20 protein-coding genes are annotated in these 19,204 nt (G+C 34.1%); 8 read left to right on the top strand and 12 right to left on the bottom strand.

Translation table 11 applies throughout. The features are described 5' to 3' along the window. Positions 1 to 10: 10 nt before the first annotated feature. From KCG49_RS09600 to KCG49_RS09570, 7 genes are all read right to left on the bottom strand, one after another. Positions 11 to 511 carry an OmpH/Skp family outer membrane protein gene (locus KCG49_RS09600; protein ID WP_218546148.1) on the bottom strand — a complete coding sequence of 167 codons (501 nt, stop codon included), beginning with the start codon at positions 509 to 511 and terminating at the stop codon, positions 11 to 13. Positions 512 to 543: 32 nt separating this feature from the next. After that, positions 544 to 1,665, bottom strand: coding sequence for an OmpH/Skp family outer membrane protein (locus tag KCG49_RS09595; protein WP_256259938.1), 1,122 nt, complete (start codon positions 1,663 to 1,665; stop codon positions 544 to 546). A 150-nt stretch (positions 1,666 to 1,815) separates the two neighbouring features. Continuing rightward, positions 1,816 to 4,401 (bottom strand): outer membrane protein assembly factor BamA, encoded by a 2,586-nt coding sequence (gene bamA / locus KCG49_RS09590; RefSeq protein WP_218546147.1) that lies wholly within the window; start codon positions 4,399 to 4,401, stop codon positions 1,816 to 1,818. Continuing rightward, positions 4,373 to 5,113: an undecaprenyl pyrophosphate synthase gene (uppS, locus tag KCG49_RS09585; protein ID WP_218546146.1), complete on the bottom strand. Its 741-nt coding sequence runs from the start codon at positions 5,111 to 5,113 to the stop codon at positions 4,373 to 4,375. Before uppS ends, bamA begins: the two co-directional genes overlap by 29 nt. A 1-nt stretch (position 5,114) precedes the next feature. Beyond that, entirely contained in the window at positions 5,115 to 5,804 is a 690-nt protein-coding gene (porG, locus tag KCG49_RS09580; RefSeq protein WP_218546145.1) for a type IX secretion system protein PorG, read from the bottom strand. 123 nt (positions 5,805 to 5,927) lie between these two features. Then, positions 5,928 to 6,806: an NAD kinase gene (locus KCG49_RS09575; protein ID WP_218546144.1), complete on the bottom strand. Its 879-nt coding sequence runs from the start codon at positions 6,804 to 6,806 to the stop codon at positions 5,928 to 5,930. Between the two features lie 2 nt (positions 6,807 to 6,808). Further along, a complete protein-coding gene (locus KCG49_RS09570; RefSeq protein WP_218546142.1) occupies positions 6,809 to 7,465 on the bottom strand; it encodes a CBS domain-containing protein in 657 nt (218 codons plus the stop codon). A gap of 90 nt (positions 7,466 to 7,555) precedes the next feature. Between KCG49_RS09570 and KCG49_RS09565 the strand changes: the two genes are divergently transcribed. The 6 genes from KCG49_RS09565 to clpX all read left to right on the top strand — a co-directional run bounded on the left by KCG49_RS09565 (position 7,556) and on the right by clpX (position 12,986). After that, positions 7,556 to 8,269, top strand: a complete 714-nt coding sequence (locus KCG49_RS09565; protein ID WP_218546140.1) for a pyridoxine 5'-phosphate synthase — start codon at positions 7,556 to 7,558, stop codon at positions 8,267 to 8,269. Continuing rightward, positions 8,266 to 9,030: an alpha/beta fold hydrolase gene (locus KCG49_RS09560; RefSeq protein WP_218546139.1), complete on the top strand. Its 765-nt coding sequence runs from the start codon at positions 8,266 to 8,268 to the stop codon at positions 9,028 to 9,030. Before KCG49_RS09565 ends, KCG49_RS09560 begins: the two co-directional genes overlap by 4 nt. A 10-nt stretch (positions 9,031 to 9,040) precedes the next feature. Beyond that, positions 9,041 to 9,388 (top strand): phage holin family protein, encoded by a 348-nt coding sequence (locus KCG49_RS09555; protein ID WP_218546137.1) that lies wholly within the window; start codon positions 9,041 to 9,043, stop codon positions 9,386 to 9,388. Between the two features lie 80 nt (positions 9,389 to 9,468). Beyond that, positions 9,469 to 10,791 (top strand): trigger factor, encoded by a 1,323-nt coding sequence (tig, locus tag KCG49_RS09550; protein WP_218546135.1) that lies wholly within the window; start codon positions 9,469 to 9,471, stop codon positions 10,789 to 10,791. A gap of 244 nt (positions 10,792 to 11,035) precedes the next feature. Continuing rightward, a complete protein-coding gene (locus tag KCG49_RS09545) occupies positions 11,036 to 11,710 on the top strand; it encodes an ATP-dependent Clp protease proteolytic subunit (RefSeq protein ID WP_256259937.1) in 675 nt (224 codons plus the stop codon). 46 nt (positions 11,711 to 11,756) lie between these two features. Continuing rightward, positions 11,757 to 12,986, top strand: a complete 1,230-nt coding sequence (gene clpX, locus KCG49_RS09540) for an ATP-dependent Clp protease ATP-binding subunit ClpX (RefSeq protein ID WP_218546134.1) — start codon at positions 11,757 to 11,759, stop codon at positions 12,984 to 12,986. Between the two features lie 271 nt (positions 12,987 to 13,257). Here the strand turns inward: clpX and KCG49_RS09535 are convergent, their stop codons facing one another. Continuing rightward, positions 13,258 to 14,451 (bottom strand): carboxypeptidase-like regulatory domain-containing protein, encoded by a 1,194-nt coding sequence (locus KCG49_RS09535; protein WP_218546133.1) that lies wholly within the window; start codon positions 14,449 to 14,451, stop codon positions 13,258 to 13,260. A 145-nt stretch (positions 14,452 to 14,596) separates the two neighbouring features. Continuing rightward, positions 14,597 to 16,114 (bottom strand): GH3 auxin-responsive promoter family protein, encoded by a 1,518-nt coding sequence (locus KCG49_RS09530; RefSeq protein WP_218546132.1) that lies wholly within the window; start codon positions 16,112 to 16,114, stop codon positions 14,597 to 14,599. Positions 16,115 to 16,168: 54 nt separating this feature from the next. Between KCG49_RS09530 and KCG49_RS09525 the strand changes: the two genes are divergently transcribed. After that, positions 16,169 to 16,960, top strand: coding sequence for a DUF2797 domain-containing protein (locus KCG49_RS09525; protein ID WP_218546130.1), 792 nt, complete (start codon positions 16,169 to 16,171; stop codon positions 16,958 to 16,960). On the opposite strand, the gene KCG49_RS09520 is transcribed toward KCG49_RS09525, so the two are convergent. Further along, positions 16,957 to 17,589 carry a LysE family transporter gene (locus KCG49_RS09520; protein ID WP_218546129.1) on the bottom strand — a complete coding sequence of 211 codons (633 nt, stop codon included), beginning with the start codon at positions 17,587 to 17,589 and terminating at the stop codon, positions 16,957 to 16,959. The two genes, KCG49_RS09525 and KCG49_RS09520, sit on opposite strands and share 4 nt — an antisense overlap. A 106-nt stretch (positions 17,590 to 17,695) precedes the next feature. Here KCG49_RS09520 and KCG49_RS09515 point away from each other — a divergent pair, with 106 nt between their 5' ends. Continuing rightward, a complete protein-coding gene (locus KCG49_RS09515; protein WP_218546126.1) occupies positions 17,696 to 17,953 on the top strand; it encodes a hypothetical protein in 258 nt (85 codons plus the stop codon). A gap of 71 nt (positions 17,954 to 18,024) precedes the next feature. Here the strand turns inward: KCG49_RS09515 and rpsU are convergent, their stop codons facing one another. Continuing rightward, positions 18,025 to 18,219, bottom strand: a complete 195-nt coding sequence (rpsU, locus tag KCG49_RS09510) for a 30S ribosomal protein S21 (protein ID WP_218546125.1) — start codon at positions 18,217 to 18,219, stop codon at positions 18,025 to 18,027. 76 nt (positions 18,220 to 18,295) lie between these two features. Then, positions 18,296 to 19,159 carry a sigma-70 family RNA polymerase sigma factor gene (locus KCG49_RS09505; RefSeq protein WP_218546123.1) on the bottom strand — a complete coding sequence of 288 codons (864 nt, stop codon included), beginning with the start codon at positions 19,157 to 19,159 and terminating at the stop codon, positions 18,296 to 18,298. Positions 19,160 to 19,204 lie beyond the last annotated feature (45 nt).

Here is a 19,204-nt window from a genome sequence, read left to right as displayed (position 1 = left end):
CTTTACTAGGTTATATTCCCATTTCAGCTTTAACATCTGCCATAAGGTCTTTTCCTTTAGCAACTATTAAACCGCCAGCTTCTAAAACATAATCGAAGCCTTGTGCTGCGGCTACTTTCTCAATAGCAGCTTTTGCTTTTTCTGTTATAGGTTTTAATAAATCAAATCTTTTTTTCTCTAGGCCTTGTTGTGCTTGTTGCTGATATTGACTTAAGCTTTGCTTCATGCTTTCAACCTCTTGCATACGCTTTTGGTTTTCCTCTTGGGTTTGTGCTGCAGCTTCAGCATCGTATTGCTTTAATTTAGCTTCTAATTCTTTAACAGACTCTTGTATAGTCGCTTGGTATGTTTGACCTAGCTTAGCAATTTCACCATCTGCCTTTTTATATTCTGGCATTGCTTCGATTAGTTTTTGAGTATCAATATGTGCAATTTTACTTTGTGCAGCTGTAAAACTTGTAGCTCCGATAAAAAGTGCTGTTGCAAATAATAGTGATTTTAAATGTTTCATTTTTTCTAAATTGTATTTGTGTGTTATAATTATTAATCGTTTTCTCCTTCCTTCTTCTTAGCCTTTGCTATAGAATCTCTCTTTTTTAGTTGTTTTTCACGCTCTTCGCGTGCTTTTTTCCGTTGCTCAATTATTTTTTGTTTTTTGGCTTCTAAAGCTTGTCTTCTTCGTTCTCTATCTCTCGCTTTTATTTCAGCAGCTGTTAACGGTTTTTTAGCCTTAACTGAATCATTTTCTACAGCTGTATTTACTTTGGTACTGTCTGTTTTTGTACTATCGGCGACTTTAGTTTTTGGATCAGTCGGTGGCGTATTTTTAGCATCATCTTTTTCAGTTTCTGCCTCAACTTCTTTATCTTTTGATTTGTTATTACGTGCGTCTAAAACTCTTTGTCGTCGTGCTTCTGCTTCACGTTTTTTAGCGGCTCTAATAGAATCTTGAGTTGCTCTTCTTGCTGCTAATGCTTCTTCGCGTTCAGCACGTTTTTCAGCTAATTCTGCTTCTCTTGTTGCTTTTCGTTCGTCTAGAGCTTTTTGACGCTCATCTTTTTCTTCACTTACAACAGGTATAACATCTTCATCTTCTAAAGCTTTGCGCTCTTTTTTGCTTTTGGCTTGGTTTCTTTTAGATGTTCTTGTAATTGTTCTAAGAACCTGCTCACTAATATCATAGCGCTCAGCAGAGTATAACATTACTACATCTGCAGACTTGTCAAAAACAAAGTCGAACTTTTTGGTTTCTGCTATTTGTTGCACGGCCGAAAATATCTGATCTTGTATAGGCTCTATCAACTGACGCTTTTGGATAATTAAATCACCCTCTGGACCAAAACGCTTCTGTTGATAATCTAAAATCTCTGCCTCTTCAAAAGAAATATCTTCCATGCGCTCTTCGTACAATTCTTTAGTAAGAAGAACACTTTCGTTTTCTAGCTCTTTCTTTTTTTGCTCTATAACTCCAAGTTTTTTCTCAATTTCTGTTTTCCATTGTATAACTTTTTTATCGAGCTGTGTAGAAGCATCTTGATATTCCGGTACATTTTGTAAAATGTATTCAGTATCAATATAACCTATTCTTACACCACGTTGTGCATTTGCACTAAAGCTCATTAGACCAAATATTGCCAATAAAAAAAGAACTTTAAATTTCATCATTTTTGTTTTTTGTTTGAGACATTTTACTTGTCAATCAATGTTTTGTTATTTACAGTGTTAGTGACCTTCAAATTTAACGAAATATATCTTTAAAAATTTTAACACCATGATGAAATCCGTATTAAGCTATTAGAAAATATCGTGCCAAACTTAAAATTGTTGTCCAATTATAAAGTGCGTTTCCCACTTTCTAGGTGATGTTCCATCGGGTAAATCATCGAATGCATGACCGAAATCTATACCAAGTAAACCAAAGGCTGGCATAAAAATACGTAATCCAAAACCAGCAGATCTTCTTAAGTTAAAAGGATTAAAATCTTTAAAATCATTTAAGGATTGCCCTCCTTCTAAAAATGAAAGTGCATAGATTTTTGCTTGCGCACCTAAAGTAATTGGATAACGCAATTCTAAAGAGAATTTGTTATAGATTGAGCCACCATCTTGTGAAGATAAGGATTGGTTAGGGTAACCACGCAGCTGAATAACCTCTCTCCCGTCTAATGCAAAATTTCCTAAACCATCACCACCAACAAAGAAACGTTCAAAAGGTATAACACCTCTATCATTATTATATGCTCCCAAGAAACCAAACTCCATACTTGGCCTCAATACCAATTGTTGCTTGCCTAATTTTATTAGACTTGTATACCAATCGGCCTTAAATTTAATCTTATAAAATTCTAACCACTTAAAACGTTCTTGATCTATTTCACCAATCCTAGCAAAATCATCTGGATCTGCTGGGTCTAATTGATCGCGTTCTTCTTTTAATGCTTCGTAGTCTACACCATTAACGAGCGAGTATGGGAAAGAAAATTTAGCCGAAGCCGTAAAACTAGAACCACTGGTTGGGAATATCGGGTCTATGGACAGGTTATTTCTACTTAAACCTATGGTATATGACAAATTGTTGGATGTACCATCACCAAAGGTAAATAGACCTGTGTTGTAATTTTGTAAATCGTAATGTTGATAGCTTATGGCCTGAGATAGTAAGAAATAATCATCTGGCTTTCTCAGTCGTGTTGAGAGCCCGACAGTTAACCCTGTAATATTAAAACGTCTGCTTCTATCTGCTCTACGTGTTTGTGGATTGAATAGAAACTGCCTAGAATGCGAAAGTGATGTTGATAGTTGAAATGGCTTTTTACCACCTAACCAAGGTTCACTAAATGAAAAACTATAAGTTTGAAAAAACTGACTTGCTTGTAATCTCAGTGCTAAACTTTGACCATCTCCTCTAGGAACAGGTTTGTATGCATCTTTTTTGAAAATATCTTTTATGGCAAAGTTGTTAAAAGACAAGCCTAAGGTACCTATGAAACCACCACCACCATAACCACCTTGTAGCTGTATTTGGCTAGAACCTTGTTCTACCACCTCGTACTCTATGTCTAATGTCCCGTCTACAGGATTAGGGTTTTTTATATTTGGTGTTAATTGCTGAGCGTCAAAAAAGCCCAGTTGGCCAAGTTCCCTTAATGTTCTTATAATCTCGGACTTTCTATACAACTCCCCAGGACGTGTTCTTATTTCTCTGTATATAACATGGTCATTGGTAACATCATTCCCCTTTACTGTAACATTGTTAAAGTATGCAGGTTTACCTTCAGAGATACGAATTTCCATATCTATTACATTACCATCTGCACTAACCTCAACAGGATTGATTGTTGAGAACATATATCCGGTGTTTTGGTAGAGGTTGGTCAGATCAGCAGCATCAGGATTTTTGGTGTTAGCTATACGTTCTCTTAGTTCTACACCATTATAGGTGTCACCTTCTTTTATCCTTAATACAGCTGCCAATTGTCTGTCTGTATAGACTGTATTGCCAACAAAATCGATTTTTCCAAAGGTGTATTTTTCACCTTCTTCAACTTTTATGTTAAGACTTATGGTTTTGTTGTCATTATAAATAATGGAGTCTGATATTATCCTTGCATCCCTGTAGCCATTCTCCTTGTACTTATCTACAATACCGATTAAGTCCTCTTTATAATCTTCTTCTATATATTTTGAACGCTTAAAAATCCTGATAAAGTTTCTTTTCTTCGTGTTTTTCATTGCTTTACGAAGTTTTTTGTCCTTTATTTTTTCATTGCCCTCAAAGTTAATTTGTTTAATTTTTACTTTTTCACCTTTATCTATTTTAACGAGCATATTAACACGCTCCTTCTCAAGAGAGTCAATAACTTGGGTCGTTACAATGTTAACTTTGGTGTTTAAAAATCCTTTCTTTTTGTATTTGTCTGTAAGGTAATTTCGGGTTGTAGCAATTAGGTTTTCGGTAACTTTTGCTCCAGACTGAAGTTTATTTTCACTAATAATCTCATCTTTTTTACCTTTCTTAACACCTTCTATGGTTACAGTGTTAAGTTCTGGTAAATCGATAAGACGAATTTCTAAATCTGCAGTGTTACCATCAATATTTGTGATGAATATGTCTATGCTGCTAAACAAATTAGATTTCCAAAGAGTTCTTACGGCATTTGCAATTTTTTCACCGCCAACTTGTATTTCTTCATCCTTTCTTAGCTTAGAATATGCTATTATGGTTTGTTCACTGAAATTAGTGTTACCCGTAACAGAAATATTTTTGATAGTGTATTTTGCTCCACCTTCAACTTGGGCATTACCTACCAATGAAATTGAGAAAAATAGTAAGGTGCATATAAATTTAGTAAAGGTGCTCAATACTGATTTATTAGGTGAGTTGTTCGCTTGTTTTTCCAAATCTTCGTTCTCTATTTTGATAATTTATCAGCGCTTCGTATAGATTTTCCTTTTTAAAATCTGGCCATAAAATATCTGTAAAATATAATTCTGCATAGGCTATTTGCCATAGCAAAAAATTACTGATGCGTTGCTCTCCACTTGTGCGAATTAACAGGTCTACATCTGGTAAATTTTGCGTGTAAAGATGCTTATTTATAATGGATTCGTCAATACTTTCTGTAGAAATTATATTATTTTTAACTTTAAGCGATAGTTCCTTAATAACATTAACAATTTCTTCACGAGAACCGTAGCTTAATGCTAAAGTTAATGTCATATTCGTATTGTTTTTTGTCTTTTCTATAACATCCAAAAGTTCTTGATGTGCTTTTTTTGGTAAATCTTGTAAGCAACCAATAGCTGATAGTTTTATATTATTATCCTGAAGGGTTTTAATCTCCTTTTTTAAGGATTTTACCAAAAGCTTCATCAGGGTCTGTACTTCTAATTTAGGTCTGTTCCAGTTTTCTGTAGAAAAGGCATACAAAGTCAAATTCTTAATACCCAATTCTGCACTCGCTTCAACCGTTTGCCTTACAGCTTTGGTACCGTTTTCGTGCCCAATAACGCGAAGCAAACCCTGTTGTTTTGCCCAACGACCGTTTCCATCCATTATAATTGCCACATGGTTTGGAAGCTTCTTTTTGTTTATTTGTTCTTTAAGGCTCATGTTAAAAGTTGCAATAGCAAGGTCTTCTACCAAAGGTGTAAGTTAATGTAATTCCTGAGAACACATACCAATCATTACTATTTGTGTTACCAAAGCTTAAGGGTTCTCTAGATTCTGCATCAGGGACACTTCCATCTAATTCATCAGAAAATGTGTAACGAGCTCCTATTTCAGCTGCCAAAACAAAATGAGTGGAAATATTGCTTTTATAGCCTAAAACCATAGGTATACCATAGGCCCAACTACTTGTGTTTTCTGATGTGTACTCTCCGGCAGTAGTGAAAAAGTAATTGTCGTGATTGGTTAAGGTAATACCAGAATATAAATATGGCGTGCCTTTTATACCAGAGGTGTGCAAATCGAAATCCCAAAAAGTAAACTCCATGCCTGCAGATATTTCTAAAATACTGGTGTTAAAACTGTAGCCACGCTGTTTTCTCCTTGGGTCATCAGATTTACCATCTATACCTTCTAAATCAGAAAATATTACTGAAACTCTAAATGAATGCCTTGGACTCCTGTTCCACTTTGCAATAGCTCCAAAAGCAGCTTGATTAGGTGATATGTAATCCGTCGCTCCGACATCTCCTATAAAGTTGCTTCCACCAGCAAATATACCAACCTCATAGATTTGAGCGCTAGTATTTTGGGTAAAACACATACTTATTAAAATTAGGATTAAATACCTCATAAATTTTTCAAAGTTTGCAAATATAACAATTCTCATTAGCCTATAACAATTTGACACAAAATGTCTTACAGATAAACAGTTTTTGTAGATATTTATTGTACTAAAGGGGTATGTAATTTGTGTTTAATTACGTCTGTCTTCTCCCCAAAGAAGTTTTTTTCGGAGAGTATCTAAAAAGGTTTCGTCTAAACGTTCTACCATTTTAATTACGAAATCAGCTTTTTTTACAATAACTGTTGTTGTATTTGAGAGTGTTACAATACGAGAATCTAAGGACATTAAAAATTGATCTTCCCTACCATCCACCCTAAATGTAACTTCTGTACTATCTGGTATAATTAAAGGCCGAGCACTGAGGTTGTGAGGCGCAATTGGCGTTAATGCAAAGTTATTGGCGTCTGGTGCTATTACTGGGCCACCGCAGCTCAGGGAATAACCTGTAGATCCTGTTGGTGTAGAAAGTATTAAGCCATCTGCCCAATATGAAGTTAAATACTCATCATTAAGATGTGTTTCTACCGTAATCATTGATGTGGTATTCTTTCTGCTTAAAGCAATTTCATTGAGTGCAAAGTTGGTGTCTTTTACATCATCATTTTTTGGCGAAGTTTCTACACTGAGTAAAGTACGTTCAGAAATTTTATAATCTCCCTTAAATATCTCCGAAAGGGCAGTTTCAATTTCGTCAGTTTGTATGGTGGCTAAAAACCCTAATCTCCCAGTATTAATGCCTACTATAGGAATTCCTAAATTTCTCACATAAGTAATGGCTCTTAGAATTGTTCCATCACCACCAACGCTTATTAGCAAATCAAAACTATCGTCTAATTCATTAAACTTTCCAACGAGAGCGCTATTCTGTATTTCAGATTTTTGAGTTTTTAAAAACGTTTGCTCGATCAATATATCGGCTTCTCTTTCTGATAGAAAATCAAGAAGTTGCTCTACTGCTTTTTGAGAAGTGTCCTTAACGTAGTTCTGACCGTAGATGGCTACCTTCATAGTTACATGTTTAGGTATTTATCGAGATACTGAGAGCGCTCTTTTAAGCTTTCGATATAAGAATCTTCTTCATGGCCAGAAACAATGTTGTAGCTGTATCGTCTAAAGGTTTGGATAACCTCATTAAGACTAGCATCGCCAATTTTAAGAGTAATTCTGACTAAATCACTATCCATTCTAGAAATAAACGCACCTAACAACTTAGCATCGTTAGACTCAACAATCTGGCTTATCTCACTAAAAGAATAATCATTAATACCTTTTTCGACTATCAAAATACCACCAGGCTCTGAGAAGAAAGGAGTTTCATTGAACAAATGTATAATATCGTTAAGCTCGTAATAACCAAGATAGGTATTGTTTTGGTCTAAAACAGGCATAATGTTAGAGTCATTTTGAGCAAAAGCTTCAAGTACGTCTAACCAATTAGTTGTTGGTCTTACAAAAAAACCTTCGATAGTGTAATTGCAATCACTAATGGATTTTGCACCATCAAAACAATGCGCATCAGTTTCAGAAATACAACCCATATATACACCGTTGTTTTGAATTGGTATATGGGAATAGGTCAACTGATTAAATAGCATTTGTAAATCGCTTATTTTATCGGTAACACTTAATGGTTTTATATCATTGATAACAAAATCCTGTAACTGCATAATTTGAGTTTGAATATCTTGCAAATTAATTAAAAATAACCATAAAATAGGAGGTCATCTTTGTATTTTTGTAATTCAAATTTCAATTAAATGGCAAAGTTAAGTGTTAATATAAATAAGATTGCAACGCTAAGGAATAGTAGAGGTGGTGATGTACCTAATGTGGTGCAATTTGCAAAAGACGTTCAGCGTTTTGGTGCAGAAGGAGTTACTGTTCACCCAAGACCAGATGAACGCCATATTCGTTATAGAGATGCTTATGATTTAAAGCCTGAAGTTTATACCGAATACAACATAGAAGGCAATCCTATACCTAAGTTTGTCGATATGGTTTTAGAGATAAAACCAACACAGGTAACTTTGGTACCAGACGCTGAAGATGCCATTACATCAAATGCAGGTTGGGATACCATAAAGCATAAGGATTTTTTGATTGAAGTGATTAAAGAGTTTAAAAGTAATGGTATTAGGACATCTATTTTCGTTGACCCAGACTTGCACCAAATTGAAGGGGCTAAAGAAACAGGAACCGACCGCATAGAACTATATACCGAAGCCTACGCACATCAATACAGCTTAGGCAATAAAGAAGCTATAAAACCCTATATGGCATGTGCGGGTTTGGCAAATGCGTTACATTTGGGGATCAATGCAGGTCACGATTTGTCACTGGACAATATTAAATTTTTCAAAGAAAACATTACGGGTCTTTTAGAGGTGTCCATTGGACATGCCTTAATTGCCGAAAGTCTATATTTAGGTGTAGAAAATGTAATTACAATGTATTTAGATAAGTTGAAATGATTTTACATTCTAACATAATAGGTGAAGGAACCTCTTTTGTAATTCTGCATGGATTTTTGGGCATGGGTGATAACTGGAAAACTTTGGCCAAAAAATTTTCAGAATCTAATTTTGAAGTTCACCTGGTCGATCAACGCAATCATGGACGTAGTTTTCATTCCGATGAATTTAACTATGATTTAATGGCAGACGATTTAAAACAATATTGTGAGCAAAACGATTTAAGTGATATTGTGTTGTTGGGCCATTCTATGGGAGGAAAGACAGCCATGTTGTTTGCAGCTAAATATCCAGAGCTGGTGAGCAAACTTTTAGTCGCCGATATTTCGCCAAGATATTATCCTGTACATCATGATGCTATCTTAGAAGGTTTAAGCCATTTAGATTTTTCTGAAATTACAAGCCGAGGAGAAGCCGACAAAGCCTTAAGTAATTACGTGCATGAAATTGGCACACGAATGTTCTTACTGAAAAATCTATATTGGGTAGAAAAAGGACAGTTAGGATTGCGTATTAATTTACCAATACTAAAGGAAAATGTTTCAGAGGTTGGTGAGGCCTTACCAATTCATGCCACTTTTAAAAAGGACACCTTGTTTTTAAGAGGTGACCGTTCTGAATATATTGGTGAATCCGATGAAGCTATAATTCATAGACACTTTCCGAATTCAGAAATTATAACCATTGCTAATGCAGGGCACTGGTTACATGCTGAAAATCCTGAGGATTTTTACAAAGAGGTAATAAATTTTACATCTTAAGAAGAAAAACATGAATACAATCATCAAACTTTTATTAAACGCAGTTGCAGTTTTTGTGCTAGCAGAAATCTTAAACGGGGTCTATGTAGATAACTACGTTACCTCATTAATTGTTGCAGTTGTTCTGTCAATACTCAATGTTCTGGTAAAGCCAGTTTTAGTGATATTAACTTTACCGGTAACCATTCTTACATTAGGCTTGTTCTTATTTGTAATTAATGCATTAATTATTCTTTTGGTAGATAAGCTTATTGATGGTTTTAGTGTAGATGGTATATGGACTGCCATACTTTTTAGCATACTCTTATCTATACTTCAATCCTTACTACATTCATTCTTAAAAAAAGATAAAAAGTAACTAAAAACCAAAGCTTTAAAACTGTTGTTGGGTTGTAAAAAATATTGTATTTTTGCAGCCCAATTTTAGTTTCAATAATAATGAACATTACAAGAGAAAACATCGATGCATTAAATGCAGTTGTAAAAGTGGATATCGCTAAAGAAGATTACAGCGATAAAGTAGAGAAAATCTTATCAGATTACCGTAAGTCGGCTAACATTCCTGGATTTAGAAAAGGCCATGTGCCAATGGGAATGGTTAAGAAGCAATACGGTAAAGCGGTATTGGTAGATGAGGTGAATAAACTACTTCAGGATGCATTAGGAAAATACCTAGTAGAAGAAAAGTTAGATGTTTTAGGTAATCCATTACCAAAACCACAAGACGATTTAGATTGGGATTCTGATGCCTTTTCTTTTGAATTTGAATTAGGCTTAGCGCCAGAATTTGATGTGAAACTAAAAGGAAAGAAAGCTATTACACATTATAATATTGTTGCGGATGATAAAATGATTGACAGTCAAGTTGAGCATATCCAAAAACAATATGGTAAAATAGTATCTCAAACAGAGGTGACTAAAGATTCCGAAATCACAGGAAAATTTACAAACGAAGAAAAAGGTATTGACAATGTAGCAACAATCACTTTAGATAAACTAAAAGGGAAAGCAAATCCAAAGAAATTTATTGGAGCAAAGGTTGGTGATGTCATTACTTTAAAAACAAAAGGGCTTTTTAACGACGATCACGATGTAATGACCTTTTTAAAAGTATCTCACGATGACGCTCATAGCTTAGCCATCGATGTTGACTTTGAAATTTCTGAAATCAATGAGCGCGAATTAGCCGATTTAGACCAAGAATTGTTCGACAAACTTTTTGGACCTAAAGCCGTAACTTCGGTTTCTGAGTTGAAGGCGAAAATTAAAGAAGATTCTGAAAAGCAATTTGCACAACAAGGCGATCAAAAACTGTTGAATGATGTTACCGAATATTTGGTAGAGAGCACAAAATTCGATTTACCGGCAGAATTTCTTCAAAAATGGATGCAAACAGCGGGAGAAGAACCAATGACAGAAGATCAGGCAAAGGAAGAATATGAAAAGTCCGAAAAGAGCATGCGTTATCAGTTAATAGAAGGAAAACTGATTCAGGAACATAACTTACAAGTTCAGTTTGAAGAATTGAAAGCTTACGCAATGGAAATGATAAAAGGACAAATGGCACAATTTGGCCAAATGAATCCTTCTGAGAAAGAGTTAGAAGATATTGCTGCTCGTATCTTAGGAAATCAAGAAGAGGTAAAGCGTTTATCTGAGCAATTAATGAGTCAGAAATTATTAAACTTATACAAAGCTGAAGCAAATCTTAAGACCAAGGAAATCACTTATGATAATTTTGTAAAGGAATTCTACAGTTAGTTTGGTAACAGAATTTCTTGAGTGTATATAACTTTATAAGCTTAAAATTGTTTTCCTACATAAACAGGAATCTAAAAATTAGTATCTTTAAGACGTAGAATTAAAAAGGTACGCACTTTTTATGGCACTAATTTTCTGTAGAAAATTTTTGTCGTCCTTAAATTGTCACACTGAGCTTGTCGAAGTGTTATTTTTAGGATTTCATTACAAGAAATTTCATTAATTAAAAAAGAATAAAGTTTAAATGAATTACGGAAAAGAATTTGAAAAGTTTGCTATAAAAGATCAAGGTGTTAATAGTAATTATTACGATAAAATAATTTCTAGTATGTACCCAACAAACCTAACACCAAACATTATTGAAGAAAGACAACTCAATGCTATTGCAATGGATGTTTTTTCGCGTTTAATGATGGATCGTATCATTTTTTTAGGTACAGGTGTTAATGATCAAGTGGCAAATATTATACAAGCGCAATTGTTGTTCTTACAAAGCACGGATGCTTCAAAAGACATTCAAATATATATAAACTCACCAGGTGGTAGTGTTTATGCTGGTTTAGGTATTTATGACACCATGCAATTTGTAAAACCAAACGTGGCAACCATTTGTACAGGTATAGCGGCTTCTATGGCAGCAGTATTATTATGTGCAGGAGAAAAAGGCAAACGTTCTGCATTAAAGCATTCTCGTGTAATGATCCATCAACCAATGAGTGGTACACAAGGGCAAGTATCTGATATGGAGATTGCAGTACGTGAGACAATAAAAGTGAAAGAAGAATTATATAATATCATTTCTACACATTCAGGAAAGTCTTACGAACAGGTAGAGAAAGATTCTGATAGAGATTATTGGATGAAGTCAGGTGAGGCATTGGCCTACGGAATGATTGATGAAGTTTTAGAACGTAAGTAATTTTTTATCCTTACGACTAAAACCCCCCTAAACTAGAACTAAGATTATGGCAAAAGAAGAATTAGAATGCTCATTTTGTGGTAGGAAGAAGCCAGAAACTAACCTGTTGATCGCAGGTCTCGATGCGCATATCTGTGACCGTTGTATAGAACAGGCACATGGTATTGTTATTGAAGAGTCGAAACAGGCAGGTAATTCAGAGTTAAGCGCTGAATTAATGCTTAGAAAGCCAAAAGAAATTAAGGCATTCTTAGACGAATATATTATTGGACAAGAATATACTAAGCGCGTTATGTCCGTTGCTGTTTACAATCATTATAAACGTCTGTTGCAACCACTTTCCGATGATGATATTGAAATTCAAAAAAGTAACATCATCATGGTTGGGCAAACGGGTACAGGTAAAACCTTAATGGCTAAAACCGTAGCAAGAATGTTAAACGTACCTCTTGCTATTGTAGATGCAACAGTTTTAACTGAAGCTGGTTACGTTGGTGAAGATGTAGAAAGTATACTTACACGTTTATTGCAGGCTGCTGATTATAATTTAGAAAAAGCTCAGCGTGGCATTGTTTTTATAGATGAGATTGACAAAATTGCACGCAAAAGTGATAATCCTTCAATTACCAGAGATGTATCGGGCGAAGGTGTACAACAAGCATTATTAAAATTATTAGAGGGTACTGTTGTTAATGTGCCGCCAAAAGGAGGTCGCAAGCACCCAGATCAAAAATTTATTGAAGTGAATACGGAACATATCTTATTCATTGCAGGTGGTGCTTTTGATGGTATTGAGCGTGTTATTACGAAACGTTTAAACATGCAAGCTATAGGTTACAGTTCTATAAAGGATGACAATGTAGATGACGATAACATTCTTCAATATATTATTCCTAAAGATTTAAAGGACTTTGGACTAATACCAGAAATTATTGGTCGCTTGCCCGTATTAACACATATGGATCCTTTAGATGCCAACACACTAAGAGCCATATTAACAGAGCCAAAAAATGCTATCATTAAGCAATACAAGAAATTGTTTGCTATGGATGAGGTGGAGTTCAGTATCACCGATGGTGCTTTAAATTATATTGTAGAAAAGGCGATTGAATATAAACTGGGAGCTAGAGGTTTACGTTCGCTTTGTGAAGAGATACTGACCGAAGCAATGTTTGATTTACCAAGTTCTAGTGAAACAAAATTAAATGTTACCAAGGCTTACGCTGAGGATAGATTGACTAAATCGACTTTAAAAAAATTGAAAGCGGTATCTTAAAAAGCACTTTATATAAATAAAAAAAGCCACAATTTCAATATTTTGAGATTGTGGTTTTTTGTTGAGTTAGGATTGATTAATTTAATATTGCTTGCAATATTTTATATAAAATTCTTAGGGAATTATTAGTTGTTAATAGCTCATTTATTTACTGCTAATATAGACTCGGTATATTGAGAAATCCCCTTTTTATTTATTTTTTAGTTAAAGTCATTTCTAATCTCGTTGTATGAAATGGCAATGCACTTTTTTACGTTAAATGACAAAATCCTTATTTGGCAAGAAGCTTTAAAATGGCCTTTAATTCTTTGTCATCAGATTCAAAGCTTAAAGTATAATCTTCATAACCTTCCCTTAGTACTTTTATTTGATAATCCTTATACGCCTTTATCGTAAAGTTGTAAGTCGCATCTTTATTTGTGGTTTGGCGCTCAATTTCATTTCCGTCATTATCTAAAAGTATAACGGTAGAATTTGGTAATATCTTCTCTTCTTCAGAAATAACGATACCCTTTAATTCATTATAAAGCTCTCTAGATTGAAAGCGGTATAAGTTAAAAGCGTTTTTATCGTTTTCCTTATTGGAAGAAAACACACCTTTCTTGTCGTCAACAAATATAAATGCAATTTCGTCCTCTTCAGAGTTAATGGAATAACCTAAATTTCTTGGGCCTTTATATTCAAAATCAGTGATCGTAGATATAAAAATATCATAACCTCCTATGCTATTATGGCCTTTTGACGAAAAAAATAGTTCATTACCATTCTTAGCTGTATGAGGATATTTTTCATCATTAGACGTATTAATGATGTTGCCTAAATTTTCAGGCTCACCAATATTTCCATCCTTGAAAATTTCGGCCCTATAAATATCAAAGCCGCCATAACCACCTTTCATGTTTGACGAAAAATATAAGTATTTTCCATCTTCGGTTACATGAGGGCTTTCAATTGAGTAATTATCGTTACTTATAGACAGTTCTTTTTCGTTGATCCAGTTGCCATAAGAATCTTCCTCTAATTCTGCTTTGTACAATTTATAATTTAATGAATTAGAACGCTCACTACGAGTGTAGTAAATGGTATGCTCATCTGGCGAAAAAGAAACTTGTCCTTCATTGGCCTTAGTGTTAAGAATACGGCTAAAAAGTAAGGGTTGTGATAATTTACCATAAGCCCTAATATCAGTACAGAATAAGTCTGTGTACGGCTCATTGGTTAATGGATCTATGCCGTTACCAATAGCTCCAATTTTTTTTGAAGATACTATTACAAGTTTATTTCTAAAAGTTGTACAAGCTATTTCAGAGTACTTAGAATTGATTTTAGAAACATTTACCGAGTAAGCGTAACCACTTTTATTTAGATTATCGATTTTGTCTTTTTTTACAGGATCCGTTTTATGCAAAGTAGTAGATGCACAAAACATAAGTGCCATGAATAGCACATGCATTGTAGTTTTCATAATGTAGGGATTATGGATTAATTACGATAGTAAATTACTACCGACTGCATAATTACTAAACTTTTACCGTATTTCTTAGATAAAGTGCATATTTTTTCGATAATTTCCATAGAAAAACCGATATGTTCGATATAATAATGCTTAATTATAAGTTGTTAAGACGTAATAATTCGTCAATATAGTCTCTAGAATTTGATAAACGAGGCACTTTATGCTGTCCGCCGAGTTTATCATTTTCCTTTAGCCAGTCATAGAAAAGATTTGTTCTAGCACAGTGTATTTTGGGTTTGTTGAGCGTCATATTATTGTAACGCTTGGCTTCGTAATCAGAATTTAAAGCCTTTAAAGCATTGTCAAATAGCTCTTCAAAGTAAGACATATTTTTTGGAGGTCTCTTAAACTCTATAATCCATTCGTGAGCTCCTTTTTCCTTGCCTTCCATAAAAATTGGAGCTGCTGTATAATCTACAATTTCTGCAGCCGTACGTTTGCACACTTTTTTGAGGGCATCTTCAGCATTTTCAATAATTAATTCTTCTCCAAAAGCATTAATATGATGTTTGGTACGACCAGATACTTTAATTCTATGGGGATTTAAACCCACAAATCTAATTGTGTCGCCAATTTTGTACCTCCACAGTCCAGCATTGGTTGTAATAACAACAGCATAGTTTTTATTGAGCTCAACTTCACTCAAAGGAATAGCTATCTGTTTGTTTGTACCGTAGGTGTCCATTGGTATAAATTCATAGAAAATCCCATAATCTAGCATCAACAATAAATCCCCAGAGTAATTTTGATCTTGTATAGCGAAGAAACCTTCAGAGGCATTATAGATTTCGTAATATTTAAAATCCTTTTTTGGCAGTATAGCTCTATACTGCTCTATATAGGGGTTAAAGCTAACGCCACCATGAAAATAAACTTCGAGGTTAGGCCAAATATCAAAAATACTGTCTTTGCCTGTTTTATCTAAAACGTCATTTAATAGCACAAGCATCCAGGACGGTACACCTGCCAAGCTGGTTACATTTTCTTCGATAGTTTCTTCAACAATGGCTTGCATTTTGGTTTCCCATTCGCTCATTAACGATACCTTATTGCTTGGTGTACTACTAAATTCTGCCCAAAACGGCATGTTATCAATTAAAATAGCACTGAGATCTCCAAATACGGTTCCGTTTTCTTTATAAAGTTCTTTACTTCCACCTAAGCGCAAACTTTTTCCTGTAAATAATTGGGAATCTTCATTATTGTTGAGGTACATACACAGCAAATCTTTACTTGCTGCATAGTGACAGTCTTCCAACGAATCAGAGCTTACAGGTATAAATTTACTTTTGGCATTTGTGGTGCCACTAGATTTGGCAAACCATTTAATTGATCTTGGCCAATAAATATTTTGTTCTCCGTTTCTAGACCGTTCAATAAGCGGTTGGATATCTTCATAGTTTACAATTGGTACGCGCTCATTAAATTCTCTATAAGTTTTAATCGATGCAAAATCATATTGTTTTCCTATTTCGGTATCCTTGGCAAACTTCAATAGGCTGAAAAGTAATTCGTTTTGTACCTCATTAGGGTACTTTAAAAAGAGTTCAATTTGATGAAATCGTTTTTTTAAAAACCAAGAAGCAATAGAATTTACAATAGGAATTGGCATAGAATACTTTTCTTTTGGCTAATTTAGCAATGCTAAAAATACTAAATTTCTTCTATGGTTTATACAGGTGTCCTTACTAAAATGCAGACTGAATTTCTAGAGCCAATACAATATTATTTGGTATTTGAGAACGACTTTATTCATGTTAATCAATTGTTGAATAAGCCTGTTAAAATGAAACTTATTGGACATCAATGTTTAAGCTGTGGTTTAGATAGGCCAATTTACAGACAAGGTTTTTGCAAAACATGTTTTTTTGATAAACCTATAGCTGGTGATTGGATAATGCGGCCAGAATTGAGTACAGCACATTTAGGTAAAGAAGACAGAGATTTAGAGTATGAAAAAAAGGTGCAATTGCAACCCCATATAGTATATTTAGCAAACTCCAGCAATGTAAAAGTTGGCGTAACAAGGAAAAGTCAAGTGCCCACACGTTGGATAGATCAAGGAGCACATGAGGCTATAGAAATTGTAGAAGTACCCAATCGTTATTTGGCTGGTGTTACCGAGGTTGCATTGAAAGATCATGTTGCAGATAAAACCAATTGGCGAAAAATGCTGAAAAATGATATTGAAGATGTAAATCTTTTAGAATGGAGAAACAATTTGAAGGCACATATTCCTAATGAAGTTAAAGATTATTTTATTGAAAGTAATTCGGAGACCCACTTAAAGTTTCCTGTTGAACAATATCCTGAGAAACCGAATAGCTTAAACATAAAAAAACAGATGGAATACTCAGGTAAACTCGTTGGGATTAAAGGACAGTATCTCATTTTTGAAGACAATACCGTTTTTAACATTAGAGCCAATGAAGGTTTGGTAGTTGAGCTAAATGTCTAAATAAAATAGATTTTAAAAACATTTACCAAGCCAATAAAAAACAGTAAAGAGCCGGTCACTTTATTGATAATGGTATTAATATTTTCAAACTTCTGTTTTATAATCAAGCTAAACTTACTGTATAGGAAAAGTGTTGTCAATTTGCCTAAATAGACGCCAAAGAAAAAAAGAAATAAGACCAAAAGCGAGGATTCTATAGATAAGTTTAAAGAATAACTGTTAATTACTCCATAAATAACTAACCAGTATAAAAGTACTGGTGGGTTAAGTAAGCTTAGTAAAAATCCCGTGACATATTTTGAAGTCTTTAATCGGTTCTTTTCAGATTTCTTTTCAGATTTCTTTTTATTCGATTTTAGAAATAAGAAACTTCCAATGCCCAGTAATGAAAAGGCTATTAGAATTTGTATCCATTGATTGGAGTCAAAAAAAATTTTAACCGTCATATTACAATGTAATGCATAATATGATAGTAATACTTCCGCAAATCCAGCTGCTAAAGTAATCTTAAATGCTTGTTTTGCATTTTGCTTAAGAGTGGTATTTATTACAGCAATATTAGTTGCTCCTAAAGGTAAGGCTCCCACAATAGAAGCAAAAATGCCAACGATTAAATAAATAAGAATCATGAGGCATTAGTTGCATTGCCAAAAAAATCCTTACAGATGGAGTTAGTATTGCGTTAAAATTTATTTTGTTTAACTAGTATTGATTAAATTTAAATAAAAAAGCAACATGAAATCTTCCCCATTTCTTTATATGGCGATCACAACATTGCTATTAATTGCCATAACTATAATGTGTGCTTTAGATTTTCCGTTTAATTGGGTATTTTATCTAACGGTTATTGGGCAGATCTTGGTAGTGTTTATGGTTTACAGAGTATTAACTGATAATTATACTACAGACAAAACCTTTGAGCATTTTTACGAGGATCGTCCTATAAAGCCTTTTAAGGTTAATGCTGAAGACGAAAAACTCAGACTGGATTAGTCTTTAGTGCATATAAAAAAAGAGCAATATTTCTATTGCTCTATATATAATTTTATACGTAAAAATATTATTTATACGTTCTCAGCGTCTCTTAATCCTTGGATGTATTGAGCTTTCTGAATTTCTCTCCTTCTCTTAACAGATGGTTTAGTGAAATAACGAGACTCTCTTAGGTTTTGCATAATCTGTACATTACGGTGCTTACGCTTGTAACGTTTAAGAGCTCTCTCAATGTTTTCTCCTTCTTTGATTTCGATTTTAATCATTATCGATATATTTTTAAACTATAATTCTTGTAAACGGTCGGCAAATATATGCTAACTATTTGAAAATAAAAAATTATTAACCCAAATAAGTTTTAAGTATTTTGCTCTTACTTGCGTGTCTTAGTCGTCTAATTCCTTTTTCTCTAATTTGGCGTACACGTTCTCTTGTTAAATCATAAATACCACCAATTTCCTCTAGTGTCATAGGTGGTTGATCCCCGATACCAAAATTTAAACGGATAACATCACTTTCTTTTTGTGTTAATGTTTCCAAAGCACGCTCAATTTCAATGTTTAACGATGCTTTCATTAAATCTTTGTCTGGTCTTGGTGACTCGCTTGCACTAACAACATCGTACAGACTAAATGTCTCACCATCTTTTAATGGAGCATCCATTGATAAGTGACGGCCAGAATTTTTCATAGATTGCTTTACTTCGCGAACGCCAATGTCTAACTCACGAGCAATCTCTTCTGCATTTGGAGGTCTTTGATGTATTTGCTCTAAATGTGAAAACGTTTTATTGATTTTATTAATGGTACCAATTTTGTTTAAAGGTAAACGTACAATACGAGATTGCTCCGCTAAAGCTTGCAAGATGGCTTGTCTTATCCACCATACAGCGTATGAGATAAACTTAAAACCTCTTGTTTCGTCAAAACGTTTTGCGGCTTTTACCAAACCTGCGTTACCTTCATTAATTAAATCTGGTAATTTTAAACCTTGATTTTGGTATTGCTTTGCAACAGAAACTACAAATCTTAAGTTCGCTGTTGTTAGTTTATCTAAAGCTTCTTGATCACCTTTCTTTATGCGTTGTGCTAACTCAACTTCTTCATCAGCGGTAATCAACGGAATTTTACTTATGTCTTGTAGATATTTGTCTAAAGATTTGTCTTCTCTGTTGGTTACCTGCTTGGTGATTTTTAATTGCCTCATGTAGTCATTTTAAAATTAGTTAACATACATTATAATGGAATAATT

Source organism: Winogradskyella luteola, from assembly GCF_019203985.1.
Taxonomy (GTDB): domain Bacteria; phylum Bacteroidota; class Bacteroidia; order Flavobacteriales; family Flavobacteriaceae; genus Winogradskyella; species Winogradskyella luteola.
Note: the sequence above shows the minus strand (reverse complement) of the source record. Positions and strands in the feature narration are given on the sequence as shown.